A 24008-nucleotide genomic window follows, 5' to 3' on the forward strand; every position below is an offset into this window, starting at 1 on the left:
AGGCGGGCCTCCCCGCGACTTTTACGGCCCTCCCCGCAGGAAAAGTTGCGGGGAAAGCCATTTACACCGTCAAAACTGGCGAGTAGACGTTGTTTCGGACGAGGCCAAAGAGCTTCCAGGCAAATCCGGCCTCGCCCGATAACGTTAACCATTGAAAGCAAGTACAATGATCGAACATGTGAGACCTACCGCTAGAGTCCCCGCCATTCAAGGTCAATTCGGACCTAGGCTTCTTACCTACACCACCCAACTGCCTGCCGGGTCGCTTGAGACGATAATTGGTCACGACCCCCGCTCTAGGCACTGGAAGAAGTTGAGTGATGACCTTTCCCACATCTACACCCACCTCCAGCGAGCTACGACTAAGGCTAGACTTGAGTCCCTTGTCCGCTACATCCGCTATAGGTTCATCGAACGGCCAACTATCATTGGAGCGTTCCCGGCTATAGCTGTGGCTGTTCAGAACCCCACCCGTTTTGAAAAGACGGAGGGCGAAAGTGGAATGGGTGTGCTTCACTTCGACCTCTCCAAACGAAATCGCCGGGTATTGGTCGATGGTTTGGGACGAGCCTCAGCAGCACTGGAATTGGTCGAGATGTCCGAGGCCTCGGACATCTCGATCGACGCACGAGAGGCTATACAAAAACTTCTGAGCGAGTTCACTCTCCCGACCGTGTTCTATGTTCCAGCGGAGGGAACATCTCCCCTCACGCTGAACGAGATGCAGCAGCTGTTCCACGACTTTAACTTCCGGGTAGCGAAGGTCACTGAGCGGCACGCAATCGCTCTCGACCATTCCGATGTCTACATCGCTCTCGCCAACAGAATTGGCGACAGTGACGTTATTAGGCGTCTTGGCGGCATGGAAAGAAAGGCTGCGTCACTTGGGAGCAAGTCTTCCGCAATAATCGTGCAGCAAAATATGCTGCGCTTCGTGCGGGCAGCTACAGAAGGTGAACGATTTGCCGACAGCTCTAACAATCAAGATCTAGCCAATCCCAAGTTGACGGAAGAGACCGTTGAATTCTTTGAAGATCGGATCATTGCCTTCTTGGAGGCAATGGTTGGATCGATGGGCGAAGACGCATTCAGAGATCGAGAAAGCATCCATCTTAGCTCTCCAGGTTGGACAGCGATGGGCGTGGTATTTAACGACTTGGAGGTCAGGCTCAATGTCCCGGACCTCGAAGCCGCAGCCGCTCGCCTAGGCGCTCTGAGCTGGGATAGAAGTGATCCACTTTGGGCTGAAATTGTCCGACCAAAGGTCAACAAGAACGGCGAAACCGTCTTGGGCTTGCTGGGCGGTGGTGGTGCCCAAAACCGGCGCCTAATGACAGACGTTGTACGAAGAGCCCTTCATATCGACGACCTGCTTCGGGACAAGGGCCTGCTTGATGAGGATGGTGCGCCTGAAAACGAGCAGGTTGATCAAGAATCGATCGATCCGCACGAACGGCAGGAGTAGCTCATCAGCTAGAGATAGGGCCTGACGGAAGTTTGGCTCTATCCGCCTGATTGGCCGTTGAGGGGATCCAGCTTTCCAAGTACCCCGGCGCTAGATAGAATCTGGCGATTCGGGACATTGCGCTTGGTAGACGAACAAGACAACGACTTGGCAGTCAATCGGCCGCTGGCCGTCGACCTATTTGCCGGCGGTGGGGGCCTTACCGTTGGGCTTAAGGCCGCCGGCTTCGAGGTGGTCGCTGCCGTAGAGTTGGACCCCAGCGCTGTCGCTACCTATCAAGCCAACCATCCAGACACAGTCGCTTTCGCAGATGATATCCGGACGGTGTCGGGCACTGACATCCTGAAGGTCGCTGGGGATCGTCCAATCGACCTCATTGCCGGGTGCCCGCCTTGTCAGGGCTTCACTTCCCTAACCTCAAAGTGGAAACGAGAGGATCCGCGGAACGAGCTGATCGATGAAATGGGCCGTTTGATCGAAGAGCTTCTGCCAAAAGCAGTTATGATGGAAAATGTTCCAGGCCTTGCGAAGAAGGGTCGGGCACGGCTGGATGCCTTTATAACTAAGCTAGAGGCGTTAGATTACGTTGTAACTTATGACGTGCTGCAAGTCGCTGACTTCGGTACCCCACAGCTCCGAAAACGTCTCGTCCTGATGGCTGGGCGAGGATTCAAAATCGAACTTCCCAAACCGACACACAGTAAGACTGGCAGCGCCGATCTGAAACGCTGGGCATCAGTACGAAGTGCCATTGGCGGCCTTCCTGAGCCATCGTGCTTCCAAGACGTACGAGCTACGAAGGCAAACGACCTAACTGGCTGGCACGTCGTTAGAAGGATGTCGCCCGCCAACGTCGAACGGCTAAAGTGGATTAAACCCGGAGGCGATTGGCGAACTATCCCCGAACGGCTACGCCCCCCGTGCCACCAAGGCGAGTATTTTGGTTTTCGGAACGTATATGGCCGCATGGCCTGGGATGCCCCATCACCCACCATCACGGCAGGCTGCGCTACCTTGAGCAAAGGTAGGTTTGGGCATCCCGATAAGGATCGTACTATCTCAATCAAAGAAGCTGCGTTAATTCAGCAGTTTCCTTCCGACTACAAAATCGACACCAACAAAATTGATCAGGCATGCAGCATCATTGGAAATGCTTTGCCGTGCGGTTTTGCTAATATAATGGCGTCAGTTGTTAGTGAATCATTAACGCAATATCCAGCTCAAAATTACGTTTCTTCTTAGAAGATTTATCGGATAGTTAGCCATTAACACCGGCAACTTTTACATTTCTATCGATTTATTAGCCGTCACTACAAAATAAATATCTAAGTCAATAATTTTATATGCCCAGGTACACGACCACTGCCTGCATCAAGAAAGATTAGTCTTCCCAGCCTTAGAGATATTAGATAGCGATATTCCAATACTTTAATACGGACAACACATCGGCGGTGGGATAGTGCGGTCCAGGATTTGCGATCTCCCGTCGGATGACGGCCAATCTGCGGTAAGCCGATTTTTGAATAGCTGGCGTTAGAGCCACCATGCCAGCCGGCGTTCTTTCCTCGGCACGTGCCGGCCAGCTTTTCGGATAAGCGCTACCGAACTGACCAATCGAAGCCTCCTCTATGTCCGCAACGGCCGTGTGGTCGCACTTCCAACCGTAGAGATTAGTAGCGCAGAAGCGAAGCATAGCCTTGACCTCCGGCATGGTATCCGTGAAAGCCTTTAGAGGAGTAGGCAACAGCACCATGTTAGCCACGCATGAATAGAACCTACGGTCCTGCACGACGACGTTAGACTTTTGATAGGCCCCATCATCCACGCCCCATATATGGCAGCAGGACCAATTTGGTCGATTGGCCTTCCTTAATCCCAGCGCCAAAGTGAGCGCTTGGTTGGCGTAAACATTGCCTTCGACCTTGTGGACCACCGAACCGCTGGAGCGGCTCTTGTTGAGTTGCGGCTCCGACCACCGGCCTTTGTAGAAGGGCTGTCTACGTGCATGCTCAGGGAACCAGACCGGTAATAACCTGAACGTCTCAGGATCAACCCAGCGGGCAGTGCGCTCGATCAACGACATAATCTCTGCGACCCCGATCTCACGCCGCAGGGCATCTAATCCATCATCAACATCCTTAATCGCCATATCCGCCCCTCATCGACTTTGCAGCTCTCAAATTAACCTCCTCGCTTTGCTCGTCGGTGGCCTTCGGCCCTTCACCCTATTTAATAGTCAGCTTTAGACATGACTCTATAATCAAGGCGATCTGGATGGATCGCCAAGCTTGGGACACTGGGGTCAAGGGGAACCGTCTGCGCTCGGCTTTATGGATTATCCCGTCAATTACGACAGGGCAGACGACCGATATGGAAGCGAGCAGTTGTGGAGGTCGACATTGTCGAACCCCTGACTGCTGCGAATGGTTTTGCGGGTATAGCTAGATGCTCCGGCGTAGTCGTAGACATCTTGGGCATCTTGAGCGGTGTGGCGTCGAGCTTCTGGATCCGCATCCACCCACTCTGACACGATCAATGACCCAGCATCCAAAGAGGCAGGGTTGGCTTTCAGGGCCAAGCTTCCTTCCGGCACGCCGACAATAAGGTGGGTGTGCAAGCCTTCATCCAAACTGCGCTCTTGCACGGCATAGACGGCAAGCCGCACCGCCTTTTTGCGAGAATAATGCGTTCCAAAAAGTTTGCCGTTGACCCGATGCAACACCTTGCCGACTTCAGCGGTCATGATGCCTGGCGTGAATGCCCGACGGGTTGTTAGGGTCACAAAATAGCGATCTGGGCAGCTACGAATCGCCCGCTCAAGCTCTGGAAGGCGAGCGAGTTCATTCCAGTTCCGGCCACCATCACCCCGCACGGAAATAGACACACGGGTGGTGTCATAGTGGTTGAAATTTTGAGGTGTGAGGGCGGGCATGATGGAAAATGGGTGTGATGTGGAAATGAGGTTGATGTTGTTGAATTTACCCCACTATTTAGGCCACACGTCCTCCCAGTATGCCGCCCATATCAAAGAAACTTTAGGTAAAATAATCCGACCAAGACCGATTTAAATAGCTGATTTTGCTATATAAATATGCGTCTTATCGCTTTCGTAATGATGGGGTCAGGTGTTCGAGTCACCTAAGCGGCACCACCTTCTCAAGGCATCTCTAGCTTTGACGCCCGGCCGGATAGGCCGGAAGGTGTTTCCGCTTGGAACCGGCGCGGGCAATGGGAAAGGCCGATAAGCCTATAGATTTTCACACTTTCGGCCTTTGCTCGAATTTCGTCGAACTGGGTGAGCGCTCCTCAGGCCCAAGCCTCAACTTCGCGCCAGAACTTATCGGTTCGGGCCGATCAAGATGGGAGCCCTCTACGAAGCGGCTGAGCTAAAATTGGAGGGCTACTTTTCTCACCTTGACTCGTTGGGAGTGTGAAGTCGCATATAGAACAAATGATGAACAAACGAGATTTAGTCTCAAGCTTTTCGCTAGCACGCCACTCTTCTCCTCTCATAAAGCGCAGGTTTGATAGCGACTTAAACGGAGGTGATATGGCACGCGTTCTGGCCGTGCTGACGCCTGCCGGAACACACGAATTCTACGCTGAGAATGCCGCGGACGCCGTGACCGTAAACGGCTTCGGCTTGGGCATGGCTTTGTCGATCACGCCTGGTCAGGGCTTCCTGTGGGCCGTTCATGATCGAGGCGCTGGCGAGAACGGCCACCCGTATGGGGCGGGGCTGCATGAGATGGGCCTGTCACCCAATGAGGTTTTGTTGGTTCGCGCTCGCGACATCCGCACCCTTTTGGGTGTGGGTGAAGACGCCCTGCGCACGCGCGGCATAGGTGTAGTGCTGCTGAGCGCATGGGGAGAAGACCGGGCTCTAAGCCTCACGGCTAGCCGGCGGCTGTCGCTGGCGGCTCGTAATGGCGGCAAGCAGCTTTTTTTGGCGCGTGCAGGGGCCGCACCCCAGCCCAGCGCGGCGGAAAGTCGATGGTCGATAAAATCCGCAGCCTCGACCCCTCTGGAAGGCGGGGCGCCAGGTCGGCCGGCCTTTTCCGCCAAACTTTTGCGTCATCGAGGAAGCGCGGCAGTCGTAGCCTCTCTCATGGAGTGGGATCGTGAAGGACGATCATTCGTCGAGCCGGCGACGTTATCTGGCCGTGTGGTTCCCTTGGCTTCCCAGCGACAGGCTACAACTGAAAGCCTGCGCCGACACGCCTGAAGCGCCGCTTGTGCTGGTGGAGAAGGTCAAAGGCGCTCTGCGGCTGAGCAGCGTCGGCCCTGAGGCGTCGCGCCAAGGGCTGCGTCCCGGCCAGACGCTGGCTGATGCGCGTGCGCGCCTCCCTGTGCTGAAGGTCGCAGAGACGCAGCCCGAAGCGGACGACGCTTGGCTTGCTCAGGTTCTAGAGGACTTCGATCGTTTTTCGCCCATGATCACAATAGATCCGCCGCACGGTTTGATGATGGATGTGACCGGTTGCACACATCTGTTCGGCGGCGAGAAGAAACTGTTTCAACTCGTCCAGTTGCGTGGGCGCGGATTAGGTTTGCAGAGCCGTTGCGCTTTCGCATCCACACCCCAGGCGGCGCGTGCGCTCAGTCGATTTGGACAGCCGCATGACGTGTTCGATTGCGCAACCGAACGCGCAATGGTCCGTCGTCTGACTGTCTCCGCTTTGGAGCTTGATGAACGCGATGAGCTAGCTTTACGTCGGGCGGGCCTGAAAAATTTGGGCGACTTGGATGACCGCCCGCGAGCGCCCTTGGCGGCCCGTTTCGGGGCCGGATTTCCTGCGCGGTTGGCGCGTATCTTGGGTGATGAAGACACACGTATCACCCCGCATCGTCCAACGCCGCCTGTTGTGGTCGATCGGGTCTTCTTCGAGCCCATCTCGACTGACGCTGACGTAAAGCGCGTACTGTCCGACCTGCTTGAGGACACTATGGCTCGGCTGGAGAACGCAATACTGGGGGCGCGCGACTTCGAGGCTGGCTTCTATCGTGTGGATGGTGGTCTGCGGAGGGTAAGACTGAAGGTCGGACGCGCCACACGCGACGCCGGATCGGTGTTGCGCCTGTTCTGCGAGCGCCTGGCGGCCTTGAAGACTCCGCTGGATCCTGGCTTCGGCTTCGACCAGATGCGTATGGTCGCCACAACGGTCGAGCGGCTGGCGCCTATTCAAACAGGGCTGGAAGAGGAATCCGATCCGTCCGGCGACCTGAGCGCCCTGATCGACAGACTGATCGCGCGATTAGGGCCTGAGGCTGTGTTGAGGTTCCAACCTGAGGGTTCACACATCCCCGAGCGTGCAGCGCGCTGGACCTCGGGCGGCGGTGGTCCGGATATCGGTAAATCCTGGCCAGAGCTCGATCCTGATGATCCCCCTCTGCGCCCGCTGCATCTGTTCAATCCACCGCAACCCGTGGAGACACTGGCCGAGGCGCCCGACGGCCACCCCTTCCGCTTCCGTTGGCGACGCGTGGTTCATAATGTCGCTCGCGCAGAGGGACCGGAACGCATTGCAGGAGAATGGTGGCGCGCGCCAGGCCAGCGCACCCGCGACTATTACCGCGTCGAGGATGTAGACGGCCGCCGCTTCTGGCTTTTCCGCCAAGGTATTTATGGCGTCGAAGAACCGCCGCGCTGGTTCATTCACGGCCTGTTCGCATGACAGAACGAGCGCCACAAATTCAACCTGACCCACAGGGCGACTATGCCGAGCTGGCCGTGACCAGCAACTTCTCATTCCTGAGAGGGGCATCGTCGCCCAAACAGATGGTGGCGACGGCGGTCCTGCGCGGCCATGCAGGCATGGGGCTGGCGGATCGCAACACCGTAGCTGGCGTCGTGCGCGCCTGGAGTGCTCTGAAATCTCTTCGCGAACATGGTCTGCTGCCTCCCGACCTGCGACGCGAAGGCTCCGGCCCCGGCGAGACTGCGAAGGACGAAGACCAGACAATCGACCCAGCATTATCTGAAGAGGTCAAACGTCGGGCTCAGCTTTTCAAGCTGATCCTGGGCGCGCGTCTGGTCTTCAATGACGGAACGCCTGACATTCTGGCCTATCCCGAGACACGAAGTGGCTGGGGAAGGCTGACAAGACTGCTGACGCTCGGCAATCGTCGGGCGAAGAAGGGCGAGTGCGACATCGCCTTGCGCGATCTGCTGGCCGCGCCCGAGGACATCCTGCTGATCGTCATGCCGCCCGATCACTTGGAAGGGTTCGAGAGCGTCCTCGATCGTATCGCCGATGGTGCGCCGGGCGCGGTTTGGTTGGGCGTCGCCATGTTGAGACGCGGCGACGACCGACGTCGGCTGATGCGTTTAAGAGCGATGGCCGAGCGAGCAGGGGTTCCACTGCTGGCTCTCAATGATGTGCTTTATCACATCCCTGAACAGCGTGATTTGCAGGACGTGCTGACCTGCATTCGCGACGGAACTACCCTTGAGGCGGCAGGGCGTCGCCTACTGACGAACGCCGAGCGGCACCCCAAGCCTGTCGCGGAAATGAAACGTCTGTTCCATGACGCGCCTCAAGCAGTGGTCGAAAGCTTGAATGTTCTGAATCGTGTGGCGTTCGACCTGTCAGACCTCTCCTATCGATATCCTGAAGAACCTGTCCCTCCAGGTTGGAAGCCCCAAGCTTGGCTGGAGAGCCTGACATGGCGGCACGCCAATGAACGATATGGAGGCGATGTCCCCACCAAACTGGCTGAGCTTCTGCACAAGGAATTGGCCTTCATCGCCAAGAAGGAAATCGCCCCCTACTTTTTGACCATCTATGACATCGTGCGCGTGGCGCGAGACAAGAGCATTTTGTGTCAGGGCCGAGGGTCGGCAGCCAACTCCGCCGTCTGTTACATCCTCGGCATCACCTCGGTTGATCCTGCGGAATCCGAACTGTTGTTCGAGCGCTTTTTGTCGGAGGATCGCAACGAGCCGCCCGACATAGATGTCGATTTCGAGCATGAACGGCGCGAGGAGATCATCCAGCATATCTACGGCCGCTATGGACGCGAACGCGCCGGCATAGCCTCCACGGTCATCCATTTTCGACCCCGCAGCGCCATCCGCGAAGTGGGCAAGGTTTTCGGACTTACCGAGGACATCACGGCGCGCCTGGCGGGCAGCCACTGGGGCAGTTGGGGCTCTGAAATCACAAACCGCCATGTGGAACAGGCGGGATTGGATACGGCCAATCCGATGATCGGTCGCGCCGTCGCGATGGCGTCTCGGCTGCTGAACTTCCCGCGTCACCTCAGCCAGCATGTCGGCGGCTTCGTCCTGACCCAGGATCGGCTGGACGAGATGGCGCCCATCCATAATGCGGCCATGCCCGACCGCACCTTCATCGAGTGGGACAAGGACGACATCGACGAACTGCGCCTGATGAAGGTCGATGTGCTGGCGCTCGGCATGCTGACCTGCATACGCAAAGCCTTGGACTTGATGAAGGTTCATCAGGGCGTTGAGGAGCGTCTCGATACCATCCCGCAGGACGATCCCGAGGTCTATGATATGCTGTGTCGAGGCCAGTCGATCGGCGTCTTCCAAGTCGAGAGTCGAGCCCAGATCAATATGCTGCCCCGGCTAAAGCCTCGGAAACTTTATGACCTCGTGATCCAGGTGGCCATCGTCCGACCCGGGCCGATTCAGGGCGACATGGTCCATCCCTATCTGCGTCGCAGGAACCGCCTGGAGGCGATAGATCTCTCGGGACCATCACCCGATCACGGTCCGCCTGACGAGTTGAAGCAAGTGCTTCGCAAGACCCTTGGCGTCCCTCTGTTTCAGGAACAAGCCATGCGGGTCGCCATGGTCGCAGCCAAGTTCACAGATGCAGAGGCGAACGGCTTGCGCAAGGCCATGGGGACGTTCCGGGGGGACGGGACGCTACACACCTACGAGAACCGGATGGTCGGCAAAATGGTGGAGCGGGGTTACGATCCTGTCTTCGCCCAACGCTGCTTCGACCAGATCAAGGGCTTCGGCTCCTATGGTTTTCCGGAAAGCCACGCCGCCTCGTTCGCGCAACTGGTCTATGTTTCGTCGTGGATCAAGCGACACCACCCAGCGGCCTTTGCATGCGCCCTGCTGAACAGCCAGCCAATGGGCTTCTATGCACCGGCCCAGATCGTGCGCGAGGCGCGTGAGGTCGGAGGTGTCGAGATACGGCCCATTGATGTCGTGCACAGCGATTGGGACAATGGCCTTGAGCCGACGGGCGCTGAACCGGCCTTGCGTTTGGGCCTACGTCAGATCGATGGTTTCAAGGAGAGTTGGGCGAAGGCGCTCGAAGCCGCGCGGAACGAGGCGCCCTTCGCCGACGTCGAGACCTTAGCGTGGCGTGCGCGACTACCGGCTGCAGCGATGCGCAAGCTGGCCGACGCCGATGCTTTTCGATCCCTGGGGCTGGACCGACGCGAGGGGTTGTGGGCGGTGCGACGATTGCCAGACGATAATCCTCTGCCGCTGTTCGCGGCCGCCGAGGCTCTTGAAAGGGGCGCGCGTGAGCTGGGCTGCGAACCCGACGTTAGTCTGCCAATCATGCCTTTAGGCGAGCATGTCGCCGCTGACTATCAGACAATCCGAATGTCGTTGAAGGCGCATCCCATGCATATTCTTCGGCCAGTTTTCGAAGCTGAAGGCGTGCGAACCTGCCGCGATACGGAAGCCAGACGGGGTGGATCGCATGTACAGGTGGCGGGCGTGGTCCTGGTGCGTCAGCGACCAGGCAAGGGCAACGCCATTTTCGTCACCCTGGAGGACGAGACGGGCATTACCAACGTCGTTCTGTGGGCGCGTATGTTTGAACAGTTTCGTCGCGAAGTGATGTCTGCCCGTCTGATGCTGGTCGAGGGCGTGGTCGAAAAAAGCCCTGAAGGCGTGGTCCACGTGGTGGCTCGCCGCGTGTTTGATCGCTCTATTGAGTTGGAGCGGCTGTCCGAAGATCACCGAACCACAGTCCAACTCGCCCGCGCTGATGTCGTCGCCCATCCTCAAGCGCCCCGTCATCCTTCGCATCGCCACCCGCGTGACGTACGCATTCTGCCGGGTTCGAGGGATTTTCACTGAACATCGCGCGGCTTGGTGACTGGCTGACGCAAACGTCCACCAATCCAAAAATAACGCGCCTTTAAGCGGGGGCGCGAAATATCTGGATCAGAAATAGCACTGACAGCCATTCTCGACTTCGACTTGCTCTCCGAAATTATATCGAACTCGCAATCACGAAGTCAGATGTTCGGGTCGCCTATATGGCACCACTTCTCCGAGTGCGATTCGCGCTGGAGGCGGCACCCTGAGGCCAAGACATATCCTCAAGGTTGAATAGTTAACGTTGATGCACGTAGCAATCCCTAGCTGAGCAGCTTTGGCTTGACGGGATCGGTGTTTTGGGGCCATGGCGCCGCATTATCTATGCCCGCAGGCTGACATGAACGACGCAGTTGATCCCGTAGACATCGCCATCGGCGGACGCATCCGCACCCGTCGTGAGGAACTGCGCATCACCCAGGCGCAGTTGGCCGCCGGCGCGGGCGTGACCTTCCAGCAGATTCAGAAGTACGAGCGGGGCGTGAACCGCGTCTCGGCCGCCCGCCTGCTGCAGATCGCCTCGGTGCTGAAATCGACCGGCGCGGCCCTGCTGGGCGAACTGGAAACGGCCGAGGGCGACGAGCTGGCTTTGGCTGCCCCCGGCGTCGCCGAACTGCTGGCGGCCTTCCGCGGCATCAAGGACGCCGCCCAGCGCGACGCCCTTCTGACCGTGGCCAAGGGCCTGCGCGGCTGATCAGGCCCGGTTGCTGGCGCTTTTCAGCAACTGCTCAACCTCATCGCGATGGTCGGCGCCGTCGAGCGCCGCGCCTGCCAACCACGACTGGATGGCGTCCAGAGCGCGCGCATCGCGTCCGTCCGAGCGGCCGGCGTCGGACAGGCTCTGGCGAATGATCTCGATCATGCAGACGGCTTCGACGGCCGAGGTCGGGGCGTGATCGAGAAGCGTGGTTTCCGCCGCTTCCATCGGCGCCAGATCCAGTTCGACAAGCAGGTTCTCGCCGCTGGCGGACAGCGATGACGATCCGACCTGTTTCGCCAGATTGGCCGTTTCCAGCCACGAGCGGAAAAGCGGCATGAAGGCGGGGGTGGTTTGGGTATTCATGACATTCAGACTTTCTGCAGCGCCCGGATCGATCCGGGCGCTGATTTGGGACGGGCGTAGGGGGCGCACTGAGCCTCCCAGACGCCCAAGAGGGCGAGGAGCAGCAGCTCGAACCAGACGACCATTCGGGTCGATACGATCGACCACAGCAGGGCGTCAGAACCAGCGATGCCGGCCAGATGGGTCGAGACCGCGATAAGCTGGGCGCCGGCGGCAAGAAGCAGCCACCATCGGTCGTAACGGAGCGCCAGACCGACCAGCAGACAGAACATGGACACCGACAGGATCGCCACCCCCCATCGGAAATGCCCGATGAACAGGTGATCGACCAATGGCGTGCCCCAGTTGAGCACGACCAGAGCGACCAGGGCGATCCGCTCCGGCATGCGACCCTTCCAGAGCAGAAGCGCCATGACGCCGTAGGTCAGGCACATCAGAAACAAGGACAGCGGCGACCCCATTCCGACGGCGGCGATCAAGCGGCGACGGCGAGAACCGGGGCGAACCCAGTGGGTTTGACCGTCTTGTCTTCGTGCGCACCGTCCATATGCCAGCCGACCTGATGGTCGTCAGCGACCTGGGCCAGCTCGCAGTGACTGGCGATCACGGCGCTACGAACCTCGGCCAGTTGGCTTAGGCCACGCACCATATTGGCCAGGGCTTCCTGTCCAACTTCCGCCGCCAGACGCGCCTCGACCCGACCTTCCAACGCGGTCTGAACCAAGCGGCTGACTTCGATCATCGCCTGATCGACGGCGTGTTCTGCGGTTCTGACCTGCCGCGCCACCCGGACGCCGACGTGCATGTTCTTCATTGGCTCACCTTCCTTTAAGCCGTTTGGTCAGCGCATTTCAGCGGGAGCAAGCCGGTCGAAAAGGGATGGAACCACCATGCCCGCCGTCACGATCCCGATGGCGAACAGAAGGGCGATAGCGGCCCCGGCGACGATGATCCCCACTCTCGCCAGAGCGCCCCGAGGAGGCGCAGGCAGAAGCCAGGAAGTCGTTGGGTCGGAAACCGCATCGTCCGACTGTTCGGCCGACGTGGGATCATTGAGCGTATGGGGGCCGGTGTCGGGAATGAGTATCGACGCCTCTGAGTAGCCAATACTCAGTCGACGCGCCGCCAGTTTGCGGTCCGAAACGCCCAGCTTGGCGTAGGCGCGATGCAGGTGGTTGCCGACCGTGCGCGGCGAGATGCGCAAGCGCGCAGCGATTTCCTTGTCCTCAAGACCTTGGCCGGCCAAGCGGACGCATTCGCTTTCTCTCGTCGTCAGGCCATCTGGCATGGGGACCCCCTGACGCTTATTTACCCTAAAATGGGAGGGAGTCAGCCGATATGCTTACGCCGCAAAGCAGTTTCCAGCCGAAGAGCGGCGCTTCAGATCACTTGAACATATAAGCATATCTTTATATGTCTGTCGGTCTGACACTGACAGGAGCCTCTCTTGGCCGCTCGTTCTTCCTTCCTCTTCACCTCGGAAAGCGTTTCCGAAGGCCACCCCGACAAGGTCGCAGACCGCATCTCCGACACGGTCGTGGACGCCTTCCTGGCCAAGGATCCCGAGGCGCGCGTGGCGTGCGAAACCCTGGTGACGACCCAGCGCATCGTGCTGGCCGGCGAAGTCCGCGCCACCCAGCCGGGCAACACCAAGGAAGAGAACGAAGCCTTCACCCAGAGCATCATCGACAGCCTGGAGCCGCTGGTCCGCGCCGCGGTCAAGGACATCGGCTATGAGCAGGACGGCTTCCACTGGGAGACGGCGGACTACGCCTGCTTCCTGCACGCCCAGTCTGCCGACATCGCCGTCGGCGTCGACTCGACCAATGAGAAGGACGAGGGCGCAGGCGATCAGGGCATCATGTTCGGCTATGCGTCGAACGAGACGCCCGAGCTGATGCCGGCGACCCTGCAATACAGCCACAACATCCTGAAGCGGCTGGCCGAGGTTCGCCACGCCGGCGGCTCGCAGCTCGAGCCCGACGCCAAGAGCCAGGTCACGATCGAATACAAGGACGGCAAGCCGGTCCGCGCCACCTCGATCGTCCTGTCGACCCAGCACGCCAAGGGGCTGAGCTCCGAGCAGGTCGCCGAAATCGTCAAACCCTATATCCTGGAAGTGCTGCCTGAAGGCTTCACCGACGAGAACACCGTCTGGCACATCAACCCGACCGGCATCTTCGAGATCGGCGGACCGGACGGCGACGCCGGCCTGACCGGCCGCAAGATCATCGTCGACACCTACGGCGGCGCGGCGCCCCACGGCGGCGGCGCCTTCTCGGGCAAGGATCCGACCAAGGTGGACCGTTCGGCCGCCTACGCCTGCCGTTATCTGGCCAAAAACGTCGTCGCCGCCGGTCTGGCCGACCGCTGCACGATCCAGATTTCCTACGCCATCGGCGTGGCCAAGCCCCAGTCGATCCACGTCGATCTGCACGGCACCGGCAAGATCTCCGAAGCGGTGCTGGAAGACAAGATCCTGGACCTGATCGGCGGCGCTACGCCGCGTGCAATCCGCCAGCACTTGCAACTGAACAAGCCGATCTACGCCCGCTCGGCCGCCTACGGCCACTTCGGCCGCGAGCCGGACGCGGACGGCGGCTTCAGTTGGGAAAAGACCGATCTGGTCGATCAGCTCAAGGCGCTGGCCTAAGGCTTCAAGCGGCCTGATCGATGGTCAGGCCGCGCACGCCCGCCAGATTGGCGTCGGTCAGGTCGGCCTGACGGGTCTGGGCGCCGTGCAGCGTCGCACGGCCGAGATCCGCGCCGGCCAGAACCGCGCGCTTCAGATCGGCCCCAGACAGGTCCGCGCCCCGCAGGACGGCGCCCGTCAGATCGGCCGGCATCAGTCGGTCAGCGGCGATCAGCAACGGTCCCAACTGCGCCTCGCGCATGTCCGCTCCGTTCAGTCGCGCGCCACGCAGACGCGCGCCGCGCAGGTCGGCGCGCCGCAGCTTGGCCGAGCGCAGGTCGGCGTTGTCGAGCTGCGCGCCCTGCAGCTGCACCCCCTCCATATCCAGGCCGTAGAAGACCGCGCCCTTGGCCGACAGGGCGGTCAGGTTCAGGCCCGTGATCGACTTCAGCGGACGCAGATCGACGCCGTTGAAGACCGACGGCTGCCCCTCCGCGCCGCCGGTCTCGCACCAGCGCGCATGTTCGCGCAGCATCTCGGCGGCGGGCATCTTTTCCACGGACTCGCAGGACGACTTGTTGTCGGTCAGCGCGCCCTGCATGTCGGCGCCGTCGGCGCGCCACATGGTCGTCTTACAGCCCACCAGGATGGCGTCGCGCAGGTCTGCACCCGACAAGTCCGCCCCTGACAGGTCCGCGCCGGCGAGGTCGGCCCCACGGAAATCCGCCTGTTTCAGATTGGCCCGCACCAGTTTGCAGTCCTTCATCACCGCGCCGGAGAAGTCGGCCTTCACGGCGATTACGCCGGCCATCTTGGAGCGTTGAAGATTGGCGCCGGCCAGGCAGGCGCCGCTGGCCTCGGTTTCGTCACGGTGGCGCGGTTCGATGACCTTGAAGCCCAATCTCGCGTCGGCGGCGGCGATGGTGCCCTCGCGCAGGTCGGCCTCGAACAGATCGGCCCCCGACAGGTCCGCCCCCCGCAGGCAGGCGCCGCGCAGGTCGGAGCGGCGCAGGCTGGCCTCGGCCAGGATCGCATCCTGCATGTCCGCGCCGAAGAAGTTGGCGTTGTCCAGCTTGGCCCCGGTCAGATCGCAGCCTTCCAGACAGGCGGCCGCGAAATCGGCGTCGGCCAGATTGCGGCCTTTCAGGCTGAGGCCCGACAGGTCCATCCAGGCGAAGACGGCGCGCGCGCCGCCGGGTCGGGCCTGGAACAGCCGATCGTGCCGGGCGCAGACGACGTCCAGCTCCGCCTGCGTCAGGCGCTTTCTCACGAGGGGTTCAGCGGCGAGGGCCATCAGGGCACATTACGCGGCCTGACTTAAGAAACCTTTGAACGGCGAAGCCGCCTCAGACGGTCAGCAGCCCCTGGGCCTGAAGGGCCTCGGCCAACTCGCCCGGCCCGGTCCACAGGCGCGTGTAGCCCGCTTCGCCCAGACGTTTCAGCTCAGTGACCAGATCAGCCTTGGGCGAGGCGACGAACCGGCCGTCGAAACCGGCGCCATCCTCGCTGATGCGCACCATCGGACGGCCGGTTTCCAGCCGATGCAGGAAGCCTTCGCACAGGGCCGCGCCCTCTTCGCACATCAGGCCGGTTTCAACGGTCAGCCCTTGCGCGCGCAGCCGCTCGGTGCCGCGCCCGGCCGCAAACGGCGACGGGTCCATACAGGCGATCACGACCCGCGCCACGCCCGCCTCGGTCAGGAAGTGGGCGCAGGACTTGCGGCCCGACGACCGGGCGCCGCAGGGTTCCAGCGTGACGTAGACGGTCGAGCCCACGACATCCGCGCCGGCGGCGGGCACGGCTTGCTCCTCGGCATGGGGACGACCGCCCGGCGCGGTGGCGGCCTGGGCGATGACCCGGCCGTCCTTGACGATGACGCAGCCGACCGCCGGATTGGGCCAGGTCTCGCCCATCCGGCCGGTCGCCAGGGCGATCGCCTGGGCCATGAAGGCCTGGTCGGCTTCGCTCCAGCTCATGATGCGGTCGGCAATGTCTCGGCGCGAGCGGCGTCGAGGTAGCGGGCGGCGGTCGGCTTCAGATCCGCGTCCAGATCGATCTCCAGCGGATTGCCCGTGGGGATTTCGACGCCGACGATCTGATCGTCCGGCACGCCGAACAGCAGTTTGACGATGGCGCGCAGGGAGTTGCCGTGGGCGGCGATCAGCACGTCCTCGCCCGCCTTCAGGCGCGGCGCGATCTCGGCGTCCCAATAGGGCTTCACCCGGTCCAGCGTGGTCTTCAGGCTTTCGGTGTCGGGAATGGCCTTACCGGCGTAGCGCGGGTCGGCGTTGAAATCGAACTCGCCGCCGGGGGCCAGCGGGGGCGGCGGCACATCATAGCTGCGGCGCCAGATCTTGACCTGGTCTTCGCCGTGTTTATGGGCCGTCTCGGCCTTGTTCAGACCCGTCAGACCACCGTAGTGGCGCTCGTTCAGCCGCCAGTCCTCGATCACCGGCACATCGGTCAGGCCCGCCGACTGCAAGGCCAGGGCGCCAGTGCGCTGGGCGCGCGTCAGGACCGAGGTGAACATCACCGTCGGCTTGAACCCGGCCTCGGCGATCAGTTCGCCGCCGCGACGCGCCTGGGCCTCGCCCTCCGCCGTAAGATCGACGTCGACCCAGCCGGTGAAACGGTTCTCGAGGTTCCACTGGCTCTGGCCGTGGCGGAGCAGGATCAGGCGCGGCATTCGGTCGGTCCTTCGGAATACGGCCTTTGGGGGTAGGACGCCCTCCGAAGTCGGTCAAGGCTCGCGGGCCTCGCCATTGCTTGTCGCGCCGCGCAGGTCGGGGTAACGGTCGGATCGATGTCCGATCGTCTTTTCTTTCCCCTGGCGCTCGCCGCCGCCGTCGTGATGATCGCCCTGGCGACCGTCTGGCCCTGATACTCTAGAAGAGGATCTTGCGCAGATTGATGCGGAAGACGCGCCCCTGCGGATCCAGATAGTCACGCTGGTAGTTGACCGGCGTCTGGCCGTCGCTGCTGGTCACCGAGACGCGGTCGTCAAAGATGTTCTGAACGCCGAAGCCGATCCGCGTGCCCTTCAGGATCGGGAAGCGCTCGACCCACGACGTGCGTTGGGTCAGGTCGGCGAAGGCGAACAGATTGACCGTGGTCCGCCCCGAGAAGTCCAGATCGGGCGACCCCAGCGCGTCGCCATTGACCGTCGTGCCCGAGCGCCAGTTGGCGTTGACGAAGGCGCCCACGCCGTTTCGGGAGAGCCCGGTCTGAACCTGGACCTCGTGCCGCGACTGACCGCCCGAGCCGGAGATGGAATCGCCGTCCAGCAGATCCAGCGGCGCCAAACCGTCGCGAATGGTGACCTCGTCCTGGACACGCCAGGTGTGGGTCAGCGAAAGGTTGAAGATGCCTTGGCCGGGCTGCATTCCCGATCCCCGCCCGCCGCGCATCCGCCCGCCGCCGCCGGGGCCGCCCGGTCCGCCCGGTCCGCCCGGTCCTCCCATCATCATCATTCCGCCGCCGCCAGGACCGCCACGTCCGCCCGGACCACGACCGCCCGCCGCCGCCGGGTTCGGCTTGCCGAACGGGCGCGAGAAGTTGAAACCCCACTGAACGTCCTGCTGCTCGCGCTTGAAGAAGTTTAGCGGACGGGCGTCGATGGACACCAGATTGCCGTCCGCATCGCGAACGAACCGATCCGGCAGGGCCGCTTCCAGATCGGGCGTGATGGCCGGGAAGCTGGAGATTTCGTTGTCCGCCTCGGTGCGGGTGTAGGCCAGGTTCAGGCGGAAATCCTTGTCCGACACCGGCTGCCAATTCATGCCCAGCTTCAGGATGCGCCGATCCTCGGCCTGCAGATTGGGATCGCCGCCGGTGATGCGGTTGATCTCGACGGTCTGGCCGGTGCGGAAGTCGAAGACGGGCGTATTCGGCGTTCCAACCGTCGGGTCGTTCAGCTGCTGGACCGTCGGGGCCTTGCCCTCATCGGAATAGTTGGCCGAGAAGGACAGCCGCTCGACCGGCGACCAGTTCAGCCCGGCCCCGACCGAGGATACGCCGCCGAAGTCGGACAGTTCTTGGTAGGCCAGGTTCAGATTGGCCGACAGGTCGCCGATCTTGGGAAGGACGCCGCGCTCGACGTTGGAGATCGGCAGATCGAAGTTGGCCTGCACGCTGCCCGAGTTGCGCGACTGCGACCGATCCACGGCCACGCCTGAACGCAGGCTCTCGGAATCCAGCGATTGATAACCGGCCCCGACCTTGAAGGTCGAGGTGATGTCGCCGGCCGGCAGCTCATAGGGACGCCCGTTCAACACCAGTTCCGCCGTCGCCGTCTGGGCCACGGAGTTGGCAGTGTCGCGCGGATTGACGATGGCCCGGTCGGTCAGGTCGCCGAACGGATTGACGGTCAGATCGCCCGCGATCAGGGCCCGCAACGCCGTCGCGTTCACGCCTCGTCCCGTCGTGGTGTCGGTCTCGACGCGGCTGTATTCCCCCGTCGCCGTCCAGCGCCAATCGCCGACATAGCCGTCGAACACCGTGCCTAGTTCGGCCGTGCGCGTATCGGTCTTGCGCGTCAGGGCACCGGGCAGCTCCAGATAGCTGAAGAGGGTCACCTCCTGACCGGTCGGCGAAAACGGATTGGTCCCCGGCACGGTCAGCTGAACATTGGGCAGCCCCTGGTAGCTGAAGCTGTTTGAGTCCTCCACGCTGCCGCTCAGCGTCATGCCGACCTTGTCGTTCAGGTCATGCTTGTAGGTCCCCGACACCGACAGCTCGTCCGTCTTGGGCAGCAGGGTGCGATAGGCGTTGGCCAGTTCGCTGTCGCCGCCGGCTGTCGTGCTGCGGTCGATGTCGCGCTCCGTCTCGAACAGGGTGTTGGCGGTCGTGCCGTTGATATCGACAGACCAGCGGTCCGAGCCGGCGATGCGCAGGACGTTGTTCTCGCTGGCGGTGGTCGTGCGACCGCCCTGCTCCGGCCGGCTGACGTTGACCGAGGCGGTCAGGGACTTGAAGTCCGCCTTCAGCACGATGTTCACCACCCGCTGATTGGCGCTGTAGCCATAGGACAGCGCAGTCTCCTCCGGCAGGACGTCGAACCGCTCGATGGCCTCGGGCGGAATGCCGCGGATCTCGCGGAAGCCCGAGATACGCCGCCCGTTGACCAGGAAGACCGGAGACCCGCCGCGCGCGCTGCGGGTCTGGGCCTCCAACAGGGTGATCAGTTCGCCGATGTTGGTCGCGCCGAACGCCTGGATCTGGGCGGCGTCATAAGAGACGATCGGTTCCTGCCCGCCCAAGGCCACCCCGCGCCGCGCCGCCGTCACCTCCACGTCCGGCAGAACCACCGTCTGCTCTTCCTGCTGGACCTGCGCCTGGACTTCTACGGGTTGAGCCGCGTTGGTTTGGGCCTGAACAGGCTGGACGACACCGGCGGCGGGGGCCAGCGCAAGCAGGAGAAGCGCGGTCTGGGTCATGGAACGACGATCCGGGAGATGATTTCAGCCCTTGTCAGGACGGGACAAACATGGCCGTAAAACGACACAATTCATGAACAAAGTGAAAGCGTTGCGCACTTTCAACACGACGCAAAAACCTGCGACGGAAAGTCCGCTAGGATGCGTTAAAGCCTGTTGGGTTGCGTTCTGAAGGCAGCCCGCAAGACACGCTTAAACCGGCGTCTTAGCCCAACCTCGGAGTCCAGCGATGAAGACTCCGCGTTGACCGCCTCCGGGCTTTCGGCTATAGGCCCGCCCTCTTGAGATTTCCGCGCCGTGGACGTGTGCTCCGCGGCGTTTTCCGTTCGAAGGTTTGACATGGCCAACAACCCCGGCGCCCGCAAGGCGATCCGCAAGATCGAAGCGCGTACCGAAGTGAACAAGGCGCGCCGCTCGCGCGTCCGCACCTATCTGCGCAAGTTCCAGGAAGCTCTGGCCGGCGGCGACGCCGCCGTCGCCAAGACCGCCTTCATCGAGGCTCAGTCCGAGCTGATGCGCGCCGTCTCCAAGGGCGTCGTTCACAAGAACACCGGCTCGCGCAAGGTCTCGCGCCTGGCCGCCCAGCTGAAGAAGCTGTCGGCCGCCTGAGCCAAAATTAATCCAACAGCGGACGGAGCAGCTGTCGCTGTTTCGTTGTGGGATTATAAAGCAATATCAACGGCGAAGGCGCGCAAGCTCCTTCGCCGTTTTGCGTTGTGTCGCTAACTGTCAAAATCGAAAACACCGATCGTCGAGCCATGATCCGGCCGAAATTCCAAGCGGTGTCAGGGTTTGACGGAGTCAAACAATTTAACTGCGAATCGACCAACGAATCAGCGTTGACCCACCCGGCTCGCGGCGTAAGTTTTGGCCTCTAACGCACTTCCATCCCAGCACGGATGAAGACGGCGCGAGGCCTATGTTTCGCGTCGGCGGGAGATGTCTGTTCAGAGGTTAGACCCCGTCCGAAAAGCATCGCTTTTCGGCGCAGGAGAAGTCGTCCCTGAACCATCGCCCTGAAGCGCGGAAGGTCGGAATGGTTCTTCTAAGGTGGGCGGGCAAAGATGGTTGGGGGCGCAACGGCGATGGCAGGCGGAACGAAGACGTCGGGACTGACGGATCCGGACCGCATCTGGAGCGAGGCGTCCGTGCGCCTGCGCGCTGAAATCGGCGATGGCCCATTCTCCTCCTATATCGCCCCGTCAGCCGTCCGCCTGGACAACGCCGGCCACCTGATCCTGGTCACCCCGACCGCATACGCCCGCGACTGGGTGCGCAAGAACGCCCTGCGTCGCATGAACGAGTTGTGGCTGGGCCTGGACGGCCTGTCGCGCCGCCTCGAGGTGCGCTGCCGCGCCGAAGTGGGTTCGGCCCCGCCGGCCTCGGCCGTGATGCCGGGCAATGTGGTGGACGCCGCCCCGCGCCTGGCCGCCTTCGCCGCCACGCCGCAGATGGCGCCCGCCGCCCCCATCAGCGCAGACGGCGCCCGCGCCGTACGCGCCGCCGGTCTGCAGGATCGCCTGACGTTCGACAGCTTCGTCGAGGGTCAGGGCAACGCCTTCGCCCTGGCCATCGCCAAACAGGTGGCCAGCTGGGCCGACGGACACTTCAACCCCGTCTTCTTCTGCGGCCCCTACGGCTACGGCAAGACCCACCTGCTGAACGCCATCGCCTGGGAGGCCCAGCGTCTGCGTCCCGAGGCCAAGGTCGTCTATCTGACCGCCGAACGCTTCCTGTCGACCTTCGTCAAGGCGATGCAGGACCGCTCGACCGCCGCCTTCAAGGAAAGCCTGCGCTCGGCCGACATGCTGCTGCTGGACGACGTCCAGTTCGTGGGCGGCAAGACGTCGACCCAGGAAGAACTGCTCTCGACGCTGACCGCCCTGATCGAGGACGGCAAGCGCATCGTCTTCTCGGCCGACCGTGCGCCCATGGCCCTGACCGAGGTCGAGCCGCGCCTGCGCAGCCACCTCGCCGCCGGCCTGACCTGCCCGGTCGAGGCAGGAGACCGCGAGTTGAAGATCGCCGTGGCCCAGAATCGTCTGAAGGCGCTGTCGGCCCTGGGCGTCGTCCAGGGCGAGGCCAACCCGGAGGTCCTGGCCCAACTGGTGGACCGCACCCCAGGCTCGATGCGCGAACTCGAGGGCGCCGTGAACACCCTGGCCGCCGCTGCGGGCGCGCGCCTGTCGTCGGTGTCGGTCGACGAAGCCTCGACCCTCTTGAGCATGGCCATGCGCGGCGGGCCCGAGCGCCGCATCACCGTGGACGAGATTCAGAAGACGGTCGCCGACCACTTCAACATGAAACAGGCCGACCTGCTCAGCGAGCGCCGCACCCGTTCGGTCGCCCGCCCGCGCCAGATCGCCATGTATCTGTGCAAGCAGCACACGACCCGCTCCTACCCCGACATCGGGCGTCGTTTCGGCGGACGCGACCACACCACGGTCCTGCACGGCGTGCGCAAGATCGAGGAGCTGATGCCGCAGGACGATCAGATCGCCCGCGATGTCGAGGCCCTGACACGCAAGCTGCGGGGCTGAAGCTGTGGAGCAGCGGGTCTGACCCGTTGCTCCCGCCGCGCAATCCGCTAGTGTCCCAGGTCACTTAACCGCAGCCGCCTTGCGAGTCGGCCGCGCCGGGCGAGACGACATGCAGCTGACCATCGAACGATCCGCGCTCCTGAAGGCCCTGGGCCACGTGCAGAGCGTCGTCGAACGTCGAAACACCATTCCGATCCTGTCCAACGTCCTGCTGAGCGCGGGCCGCGACCGGCTGGCCTTCGCCGCCACCGATCTGGACATGGAAATGGTGGACGAGGCCGAGGCCCAGGTTCAGGTCGAGGGTCAGATCACGGCCCCCGCCCACACCCTGTACGAGATCGTGCGCAAGCTGCCGGAAGGCGCCGAGGTCTCGCTGCTTTATTCGGGCGACGATCCGCGCCTGGTCGTCTCGGCCGGCCGGTCGCGCTTCAACCTGCCGGTCCTGCCGGCGGGCGACTTCCCCGTGATGTCCACCGACAGCGCCGGCGCCTCCTATGTCCTGCCCAAGGAGGACCTGGCCCGCCTGATCGACAAGACCCGGTTCGCGGTCTCGACCGAGGAAACGCGCTACTATCTGAACGGCCTGTATCTGCACACGGTCGCCGAACAGGGCATCCCCCTGCTGCGCGCCGTCGCCACCGACGGCCACCGCCTGGCCCTGGCAGAGACCCCGGCGCCCGAGGGCGCGGCTGGCGGCCCCGGCGTCATCGTGCCGCGCAAGACCGTGGATCAGGTTCGTCGCCTGCTGGACGATACCGGCGGCCCGGTCGAGGTCACCGTCTCGGCCCAGAAGATCCGTTTCCAGATGGGCGAGGCGTCCCTGACCTCCAAGGTCATCGACGGCGCCTTCCCCGACTATCTGCGCGTGATCCCGAAGGGCAACGACAAACAGGCCGACATCGACAACGCCCTGTTCGCCAAGGCCGTCGACCGCGTCGCCACCATTTCGGCCGAGAAGAGCCGGTCGGTGAAACTGGCCTTCGACAACGACCGGGTGAAGCTGACCGTGCGCAACATGGAAGCCGGCCAGGCCGAGGAAGAGGTCGAGATCGGCTATTCCGACGAACCGTTCGAGATCGGCTTCAACGCCCGCTACCTGCTGGACGTCGCCGGCCAGATCACCGGCGAAAACGCCGCCTTCCGCTTCGCCGACCCGGCCAGCCCGACACTGGTCCTCGATCCAGGCGATCCGGGCGTTCAGTATGTGCTGATGCCGCTGCGTGTCTGACAAAGGCCATGCGCCGGTCCTCATAATCAGAAAGGCGCGATGGCGCGTTTACAGCGCGATCGCAATTTCAGCCTTAGGTCTCTTGGTTCAGGCCAGCGCCTACATTTGGGTCGGCAGCATCGTAGGCCTCGGCCAGGCAGTGCAGTTCCTCGCCGAAGAGCCCTTTCAACTTGTCTTGATGGCCGCGCCTCTTTTGGTGACGATTTTTCTGCTTGGGAGTTCTCTGGCCGCCCTATGGCGTGGGGACTTCATCAAGCTAACCGACAAGGGATTTAGTTTTCGCATAGGCTATCGCGCCCGGACCGTCCGGTGGACGGATGTGAAGCAGTTCCGCTCCGAGCGGCCGTCCGACAGCATGCATCTATCGGTCGGCTGGGACCATCAAGACGACGCTTTCAACGGCAATCCGATTTGGGAAGGCTCCAAATTGGAGGGAAAGCGGACGACGACGTTAGATTCCGACATCGGGTGGGGTTGGCAGGGCGGATCGGAAGAAGTCTCCACGACTTTGGAAGAATGGCGCCGTCGATACGGCGACCGTTGAG

General features: G+C 62.1%; 21 protein-coding genes. 11 read left to right on the forward strand and 10 right to left on the reverse strand.

The window, feature by feature from the left end; genetic code table 11:
• The first annotated feature begins 166 nt into the window (after window positions 1–166).
• Both AC3WRC_RS05900 and AC3WRC_RS05905 read left to right on the forward strand, forming a co-directional pair.
• Window positions 167–1465 carry a DNA sulfur modification protein DndB gene (locus AC3WRC_RS05900; protein ID WP_492303217.1) on the forward strand — a complete coding sequence of 433 codons (1299 nt, stop codon included), beginning with the start codon at window positions 167–169 and terminating at the stop codon, window positions 1463–1465.
• A 123-nt stretch (window positions 1466–1588) separates the two neighbouring features.
• Window positions 1589–2707 (forward strand): DNA cytosine methyltransferase, encoded by a 1119-nt coding sequence (locus tag AC3WRC_RS05905; RefSeq protein WP_492303218.1) that lies wholly within the window; start codon window positions 1589–1591, stop codon window positions 2705–2707.
• A 163-nt stretch (window positions 2708–2870) separates the two neighbouring features.
• Here AC3WRC_RS05905 and AC3WRC_RS05910 read toward each other — a convergent pair whose 3' ends face one another.
• Window positions 2871–3614, reverse strand: coding sequence for a hypothetical protein (locus AC3WRC_RS05910; RefSeq protein ID WP_492303219.1), 744 nt, complete (start codon window positions 3612–3614; stop codon window positions 2871–2873).
• A 198-nt stretch (window positions 3615–3812) separates the two neighbouring features.
• Complete coding sequence (locus AC3WRC_RS05915; RefSeq protein WP_492303220.1) at window positions 3813–4397, reverse strand: hypothetical protein; 585 nt, start codon at window positions 4395–4397, stop codon at window positions 3813–3815.
• A 618-nt stretch (window positions 4398–5015) separates the two neighbouring features.
• Here AC3WRC_RS05915 and AC3WRC_RS05920 point away from each other — a divergent pair.
• The 4 genes from AC3WRC_RS05920 to AC3WRC_RS05935 all read left to right on the forward strand — a co-directional run bounded on the left by AC3WRC_RS05920 (window position 5016) and on the right by AC3WRC_RS05935 (window position 11259).
• Complete coding sequence (locus tag AC3WRC_RS05920; RefSeq protein WP_162233944.1) at window positions 5016–5690, forward strand: ImuA family protein; 675 nt, start codon at window positions 5016–5018, stop codon at window positions 5688–5690.
• Window positions 5587–7140, forward strand: coding sequence for a Y-family DNA polymerase (locus AC3WRC_RS05925; protein ID WP_492303221.1), 1554 nt, complete (start codon window positions 5587–5589; stop codon window positions 7138–7140). Before AC3WRC_RS05920 ends, AC3WRC_RS05925 begins: the two co-directional genes overlap by 104 nt.
• Window positions 7137–10544 carry an error-prone DNA polymerase gene (locus tag AC3WRC_RS05930; protein ID WP_492303470.1) on the forward strand — a complete coding sequence of 1136 codons (3408 nt, stop codon included), beginning with the start codon at window positions 7137–7139 and terminating at the stop codon, window positions 10542–10544. Before AC3WRC_RS05925 ends, AC3WRC_RS05930 begins: the two co-directional genes overlap by 4 nt.
• A gap of 361 nt (window positions 10545–10905) precedes the next feature.
• Window positions 10906–11259, forward strand: coding sequence for a helix-turn-helix domain-containing protein (locus AC3WRC_RS05935; RefSeq protein ID WP_039246365.1), 354 nt, complete (start codon window positions 10906–10908; stop codon window positions 11257–11259).
• Here AC3WRC_RS05935 and AC3WRC_RS05940 read toward each other — a convergent pair whose 3' ends face one another.
• The 4 genes from AC3WRC_RS05940 to AC3WRC_RS05955 are packed head-to-tail and all read right to left on the reverse strand — an operon-like array spanning window position 11260 to window position 12916.
• Window positions 11260–11628 (reverse strand): hypothetical protein, encoded by a 369-nt coding sequence (locus AC3WRC_RS05940; protein ID WP_055806745.1) that lies wholly within the window; start codon window positions 11626–11628, stop codon window positions 11260–11262.
• A gap of 5 nt (window positions 11629–11633) precedes the next feature.
• On the reverse strand, window positions 11634–12107 hold the full coding sequence (locus AC3WRC_RS05945; RefSeq protein ID WP_492303222.1) for a hypothetical protein: 474 nt from the start codon (window positions 12105–12107) through the stop codon (window positions 11634–11636).
• Window positions 12104–12442 (reverse strand): hypothetical protein, encoded by a 339-nt coding sequence (locus AC3WRC_RS05950; protein WP_295174466.1) that lies wholly within the window; start codon window positions 12440–12442, stop codon window positions 12104–12106. The genes AC3WRC_RS05945 and AC3WRC_RS05950 overlap by 4 nt, the downstream gene beginning before the upstream one ends.
• 27 nt (window positions 12443–12469) lie before the next feature.
• A complete protein-coding gene (locus AC3WRC_RS05955; RefSeq protein ID WP_313008322.1) occupies window positions 12470–12916 on the reverse strand; it encodes a helix-turn-helix domain-containing protein in 447 nt (148 codons plus the stop codon).
• 159 nt (window positions 12917–13075) lie between these two features.
• Here AC3WRC_RS05955 and metK point away from each other — a divergent pair, with 159 nt between their 5' ends.
• Window positions 13076–14281 (forward strand): methionine adenosyltransferase, encoded by a 1206-nt coding sequence (metK, locus tag AC3WRC_RS05960; RefSeq protein ID WP_492303223.1) that lies wholly within the window; start codon window positions 13076–13078, stop codon window positions 14279–14281.
• A gap of 4 nt (window positions 14282–14285) precedes the next feature.
• Here metK and AC3WRC_RS05965 read toward each other — a convergent pair whose 3' ends face one another.
• The 4 genes from AC3WRC_RS05965 to AC3WRC_RS05980 form a co-directional block, all read right to left on the reverse strand.
• Window positions 14286–15554 carry a pentapeptide repeat-containing protein gene (locus tag AC3WRC_RS05965; RefSeq protein WP_284877003.1) on the reverse strand — a complete coding sequence of 423 codons (1269 nt, stop codon included), beginning with the start codon at window positions 15552–15554 and terminating at the stop codon, window positions 14286–14288.
• A gap of 52 nt (window positions 15555–15606) precedes the next feature.
• Window positions 15607–16236, reverse strand: coding sequence for a bifunctional diaminohydroxyphosphoribosylaminopyrimidine deaminase/5-amino-6-(5-phosphoribosylamino)uracil reductase RibD (locus tag AC3WRC_RS05970; RefSeq protein ID WP_039246330.1), 630 nt, complete (start codon window positions 16234–16236; stop codon window positions 15607–15609).
• Window positions 16233–16946, reverse strand: coding sequence for a 2,3-diphosphoglycerate-dependent phosphoglycerate mutase (gene gpmA / locus AC3WRC_RS05975; RefSeq protein WP_492303224.1), 714 nt, complete (start codon window positions 16944–16946; stop codon window positions 16233–16235). The genes AC3WRC_RS05970 and gpmA overlap by 4 nt, the downstream gene beginning before the upstream one ends.
• 199 nt (window positions 16947–17145) lie before the next feature.
• Window positions 17146–19695, reverse strand: a complete 2550-nt coding sequence (locus tag AC3WRC_RS05980) for a TonB-dependent receptor (RefSeq protein WP_492303225.1) — start codon at window positions 19693–19695, stop codon at window positions 17146–17148.
• Window positions 19696–20034: 339 nt separating this feature from the next.
• Between AC3WRC_RS05980 and rpsT the strand changes: the two genes are divergently transcribed.
• The 4 genes from rpsT to AC3WRC_RS06000 all read left to right on the forward strand — a co-directional run bounded on the left by rpsT (window position 20035) and on the right by AC3WRC_RS06000 (window position 24007).
• Complete coding sequence (rpsT, locus tag AC3WRC_RS05985; protein WP_017505938.1) at window positions 20035–20304, forward strand: 30S ribosomal protein S20; 270 nt, start codon at window positions 20035–20037, stop codon at window positions 20302–20304.
• A gap of 455 nt (window positions 20305–20759) precedes the next feature.
• The gene (gene dnaA, locus AC3WRC_RS05990) at window positions 20760–22235 is read left to right on the forward strand and encodes a chromosomal replication initiator protein DnaA (protein ID WP_492303226.1); all 1476 of its coding nucleotides are present in this window, start codon (window positions 20760–20762) and stop codon (window positions 22233–22235) included.
• A gap of 109 nt (window positions 22236–22344) precedes the next feature.
• A complete protein-coding gene (dnaN, locus tag AC3WRC_RS05995; protein WP_492303227.1) occupies window positions 22345–23463 on the forward strand; it encodes a DNA polymerase III subunit beta in 1119 nt (372 codons plus the stop codon).
• Window positions 23456–24007, forward strand: coding sequence for a hypothetical protein (locus AC3WRC_RS06000; RefSeq protein WP_492303228.1), 552 nt, complete (start codon window positions 23456–23458; stop codon window positions 24005–24007). Before dnaN ends, AC3WRC_RS06000 begins: the two co-directional genes overlap by 8 nt.
• Window position 24008: the final 1 nt, after the last annotated feature.

It is taken from the genome of Brevundimonas sp. EU05-FHT14B07, assembly GCF_058790795.1.